The organism is Bartonella capreoli (assembly GCF_902813205.1).
In the GTDB taxonomy this organism is placed as follows: Bacteria; Pseudomonadota; Alphaproteobacteria; order Rhizobiales; family Rhizobiaceae; genus Bartonella; species Bartonella schoenbuchensis.
In genome coordinates this window covers 1-466 of sequence record NZ_CADDZX010000177.1, presented here as the reverse complement: position 1 = coordinate 466, position 466 = coordinate 1, and the positions used below count along the sequence as shown (strand labels likewise).

General features: G+C 37.3%; 1 protein-coding gene. It reads right to left on the bottom strand.

The genetic code is table 11. The features are described from left to right. Positions 1–466: CvpA family protein (locus J7R05_RS07935; protein ID WP_208541841.1), on the bottom strand; the 466-nt coding region annotated here is incomplete at both ends.

The window sequence follows — 466 nt, the reverse complement described above, 5'->3', positions numbered from 1 at the left end:
CTGCTTTTTCGAGAACAGTATCAAGATTTTTGGGGACGCTCTCCCAAATTTTTTGTCCCAATGAATCTAAGATGGGTTTTGTTGTTGCATTTTTTAACCAGTTTGCTTGGTTCTCAGGTCTAATAAGCGCATTAATAAGCAACACGCCAATAACCATGATGAATAAACCGCGAAGTGCTCCAAAAACAAAACCGATACTACGATCAAGGATGCCAATTCGACTATCAATAATAAAATCAGAGATTTTCATTGTAATGATTGAAGTAATAATGAGAACAATAATAAAAATCGTGACTAACGTTGTAATCAATGCAATCATTTTATTAGAGAGATATTGCTCAAAAAAGGGCAATACAGGTTTGAATAAAAACAGCGTAGCGCCAGCTGCGATTACCCAGGAAGCCAACGACAGCACTTCACGTGAAAATCCTCGGAGCATAGCGAGAAAAGCAGACAATAGAATGAT